Annotated in this window: 3 protein-coding genes; all 3 read left to right on the top strand. The window is 68.7% G+C overall.

The annotated features are described in order from the left end of the window. The first annotated feature begins 187 nt into the window (after positions 1-187). The 3 genes from ACFW2E_RS42050 to dxs all read left to right on the top strand — a co-directional run bounded on the left by ACFW2E_RS42050 (position 188) and on the right by dxs (position 4438). Positions 188-979, top strand: a complete 792-nt coding sequence (locus ACFW2E_RS42050; RefSeq protein WP_316752713.1) for an ATP-binding cassette domain-containing protein — start codon at positions 188-190, stop codon at positions 977-979. Further along, the gene (locus tag ACFW2E_RS42045; RefSeq protein WP_384476004.1) at positions 976-2298 is read left to right on the top strand and encodes a sugar ABC transporter permease; all 1323 of its coding nucleotides are present in this window, start codon (positions 976-978) and stop codon (positions 2296-2298) included. The genes ACFW2E_RS42050 and ACFW2E_RS42045 overlap by 4 nt, the downstream gene beginning before the upstream one ends. Positions 2299-2509: 211 nt before the next feature. After that, positions 2510-4438, top strand: a complete 1929-nt coding sequence (dxs, locus tag ACFW2E_RS42040; protein WP_384476008.1) for a 1-deoxy-D-xylulose-5-phosphate synthase — start codon at positions 2510-2512, stop codon at positions 4436-4438. The last annotated feature ends 107 nt before the right edge of the window (positions 4439-4545 follow it).

The following is a 4545-nucleotide window of genomic DNA, read 5'->3' as shown; positions in this document are numbered from 1 at the left end:
TAATTTTCTTTTGTTTATAAGATAATGTAACATAACCCCGTACCGCCTGAGCGCGTACGGGGCCGGCTGCCCCCGGTTTCCTCCGGTGCCCCGCACTCGACAGCCCCGCAAGCTACGCGGGGCGCCGGACGGAACAACCCCCCTCATACTTCTGCACAACCTCCCGCCGGGTCAGGCGGCGAAGGAGATGGTTCACGTGTCCGCTACGCCCGTGCTGGCGTTGCGCGGAGTCTCCAAGCGGTTCGGTGCGGTCCAGGCCCTCACCGACGTCGAGCTGGAGGTCCACGCCGGAGAAGTGGTCGCCCTGGTGGGCGACAACGGCGCAGGAAAGTCGACCCTGGTCAAGACGATCGCGGGCGTCCACCCCATCGATGAGGGCGTCATCGAATGGGAGGGCAAGCCCGTCAGCATCAACAAGCCCCACGATGCCCAGGGACTCGGCGTCGCGACGGTCTACCAGGACCTCGCGCTGTGCGACAACCTCGACGTGGTCGGCAACCTCTTCCTCGGGCGCGAACTGCTGCACCGTGGAGTCATCGACGAGGTGTCGATGGAGAAGCAGGCCCGTGAGCTGCTGAGCACGCTCTCGATCCGCATCCCGAGCGTCCGCATCCCGATCGCGAGCCTCTCCGGCGGTCAGCGCCAGGTCGTCGCGATCGCCCGCGCGCTGATCGGTGACCCGAAGGTCGTCATCCTCGACGAGCCCACCGCCGCCCTCGGCGTCGAGCAGACCGCGCAGGTCCTGGACCTGGTCGAGCGGCTGCGCGAGCGCAACCTCGGCGTCATCCTCATCAGCCACAACATGGCGGACGTCAAGGCTGTCGCGGACACCGTCGCCGTCCTGCGCCTGGGCAAGAACAACGGCTCCTTCCCCGTGAAGAGCACCAGCCACGAAGAGATCATCGCCGCGATCACGGGAGCCACGGACAACGCCGTGACTCGTCGTGCGGAGCGTCGCACCACGGAGGCGGCAAAGTGAGTGACACGTCCAAGGTCGAGAAGGCCGACCCCGCCGCCCCGGTGCAGGACACCGTGGCCCCCGCCGACGACCCCACGGCCGCTCCGGTCGCCGTCGTCGACCCGCGCCTGCTGGTCCGTGAAGAGGGCCTCAAGGGCTACATCACCGAGTTCAAGCGCAAGATCAAGGGTGGCGAGCTCGGCTCGCTGCCGGTCTTCGTCGGTCTGGTCGTCATCTGGACGATCTTCCAGCTGAAGAACGACCTCTTCCTCAGCGCCGACAACCTGTCGAGCATCAGCTACTTCCTCTCGGCCACCGGCATGCTCGCCATCGGCCTGGTGTTCGTGCTGCTGCTCGGTGAGATCGACCTCTCCGTCGGCTCGGTCAGCGGTCTGGCGTCCACCGTGTTCGCGGTCTTCGTCGTCAACCACGGCATGAACGGCTGGCTGGCGCTGGTCCTGGCCATCGTGACCGGTATCGCCATCGGCGCGCTCCAGGGCTGGTTCTTCGCCAAGATCGGCGTGCCGGCGTTCGTGGTGACCCTGGCCGGCTTCCTCGGCTGGAACGGTCTGATGCTGTGGCTCCTCGGCGACAGCGGCACCATCAACATCCCGGCCGAGTCCGGCCCGGTGCACCTGCTCGGCCAGAGCTCCTTCTTCATGGACCAGGCCATCGTCGGCGCCTACCTGCTCGCGGGCCTCGGTGTCGTCCTGATGGCCGTCGGCTCCTTCAACGAGCAGCGCCGGCGCCGCGCCGCCGGCGTGCCCTTCCGGCCCACCAGCGAGATCCTGATCCGGGTCGTCCTGCTCGCCATCGCGTCCTTCGCCGCCGCGGCCGTGCTGAACAACGCCTCCGGCGTCTCCAACGCCCTGGTGATCTTCCTCGCCGCGCTGGTGATCGTCGACTTCGTGCTGCGTCGTACGACCTACGGCCGGAAGGTTTTTGCGGTCGGTGGTGGCATCGAGGCCGCGCGCCGTGCCGGTATCAGCGTCCCGATGGTCCGCATCACCGTGTTCGCCATCTCCGGCGGCTTCGCGGCGGTCGGCGGCATGTTCTTCGCCGGCCAGACCGCGAGCGCCACGCTCAACGCGGGTGGCGGCAACACCCTGATGCTCGCCATCGCGGCGGCCGTCATCGGTGGTACGAGCCTCTTCGGCGGCCGCGGCAGCGTCTGGTCCGCCCTCCTGGGCATGCTGGTCATCCAGTCCATCCAGACCGGCCTCGACCTGCTGAACATGAACACCTCGATCCAGTACATGATCACCGGTGCGGTTCTGCTGGGCGCGGTCGTCATCGACTCCGTCTCCCGCAAGAGCCAGAAGGCGGCGGGTCGCGCATAACGCGCGTCGCCTTCGCCGAAGTTCACATCTGAACCCTGTGCCCGGCACCAACGGCGGTGCCGGGCACAGCTGTGTCCCGGGAACGGTTCCGGGGCGTACGGCCGTTCGCGTGACGTATGACGCCCAGCCCGGGCGCCGCCCGCAAAGGCGGAACATTAGACTCGACAAGCCCGGCAACAGCTCGATCAGCTTTTACTGCAAGGAGGCACGGGTGCCGCTGCTGACCCGCATCAGGGGACCGCGCGATCTGGACCGGCTCAGCCCGGAGGAGCTGGACCAGCTGGCAGGGGAGATCCGGACCTTCCTCGTCGACGCCGTCTCCAAGACCGGTGGCCATCTCGGGCCCAACCTGGGCGTGGTCGAGCTCACCATCGCCCTGCACCGCGTCTTCGACTCGCCGAAGGACAAGGTGCTGTGGGACACCGGACACCAGTCCTACGTGCACAAGCTGCTCACGGGCCGGCAGGACTTCTCCAGGCTGAAGATGAAGGGCGGCCTGTCCGGCTACCCCTCGCAGGCCGAATCCGAGCACGACGTCATCGAGAACTCGCACGCCTCGACGGTCCTCGGCTGGGCTGACGGCCTGGCAAAAGCCAATCAACTACGCAAAAAGGACAGTCATGTCGTCGCCGTCATCGGTGACGGTGCCCTCACCGGCGGCATGGCCTGGGAGGCGCTGAACAACATCGCCGACGCCAAGGACCGCCCGCTGGTCATCGTCGTGAACGACAACGAGCGGTCGTACGCGCCGACCATCGGCGGCCTCGCCAACCACCTGGCGACGCTGCGCACCACCGACGGTTACGAGCGCTTCCTGGCCCGCACCAAGGAGGTCCTGGAGCGCACCCCGGTCGTCGGCAGGCCGCTCTACGAGACCCTGCACGGCGCGAAGAAGGGCCTGAAGGACTTCATTGCCCCGCAGGGCATGTTCGAGGACCTCGGCCTGAAGTACGTCGGCCCGATCGACGGTCACGACATCGAGGCCCTGGAGTCGGCGCTGGCCCGTGCCAAGCGGTTCGGCGGTCCGGTGATCGTCCACTGCCTCACCGAGAAGGGCCGCGGCTACCAGCCCGCCCTCCAGGACGAGGCCGACCGCTTCCACGCCGTCGGCAAGATCCACCCCGACACCGGCCTCCCGATCGCCAGCTCCGGCGCCGACTGGACCTCCGTCTTCGGCGACGAGATGGTGAAGCTCGGTCACGAGCGGGACGACATCGTGGCCATCACCGCCGCGATGCTCCAGCCGGTCGGCCTCGACAGGTTCGCCAAGGCCTTCCCCGACCGGGTGTACGACGTCGGCATCGCCGAGCAGCACGGCGCCGTCTCGGCGGCGGGTCTCGCGACGGGCGGGGTGCACCCCGTCTTCGCCGTCTACGCCACCTTCCTCAACCGTGCCTTCGACCAGGTGCTGATGGACGTGGCCCTGCACAAGTGCGGGGTGACCTTCGTGCTGGACCGGGCCGGCGTCACCGGCACCGACGGCGCCTCCCACAACGGCATGTGGGACATGTCGATCCTCCAGGTCGTACCGGGTCTCAGGCTGGCCGCGCCGCGCGACGCCGACCAGGTCCGCGCCCAGCTGCGCGAAGCCGTCGAGGTGAAGGACGCGCCGACCGTCGTCCGCTTCTCGAAGGGCGCCGTCGGTCCCGCCGTCCCGGCCGTGGGGCGCGTCGGCGGCATGGACGTCCTGCGCGAGCCGGGCACCGACACCCCGGACGTGCTGCTGGTCTCCGTGGGCGCCCTCGCGCCGATGTGCCTGGAGATCGCCGACCTGCTGGACAAGCAGGGCATTTCCACCACCGTCGTGGACCCGCGCTGGGTCAAGCCCGTCGACGAGGCCATGGCCCCGCTCGCCGAGCGGCACCGGGTGGTCGTCACGGTCGAGGACAACTCTCGCGTCGGCGGCGTCGGGTCGGCCGTCGCGCAGGCCCTGCGGGACGCCGGTGGCGACGTCCCGCTGCGCGATTTCGGCATCCCGCCCCGGTTCCTCGACCACGCCTCGCGTGCCGAGGTCATGGCCGAGATCGGGCTGACCGCGCCGGACATCGCCCGCCAGGTCACCGGGCTCGTCTCCAAGCTGGATGGACGCTTCGACCGCCCGGGCGCCGAGGTCGACTCGGTGGAGCCCGCGCGCGACTAGGACACCGGGAGGGGTCCGTACGGGCCGGGTTTACCACAACCCGGAGTGGGGTTAACCGCCCCAGTTGGTGGATTTGGGGGGGCCCGGGGCTACCAAAAACCCCCCCC

This window comes from Streptomyces sp. NPDC058964, assembly GCF_042741275.1.
Taxonomy (GTDB): Bacteria; Actinomycetota; Actinomycetes; order Streptomycetales; family Streptomycetaceae; genus Streptomyces.
This window is presented reverse-complemented; position numbering and strand designations above follow the sequence as displayed.

Excerpts from the sequence above, each read along its gene's own strand:
- ACFW2E_RS42050 (WP_316752713.1), top strand. The coding sequence starts at position 188 with ATGGTTCACGTGTCCGCTACGCCCGTGCTGGCGTTGCGCGGAGTCTCC.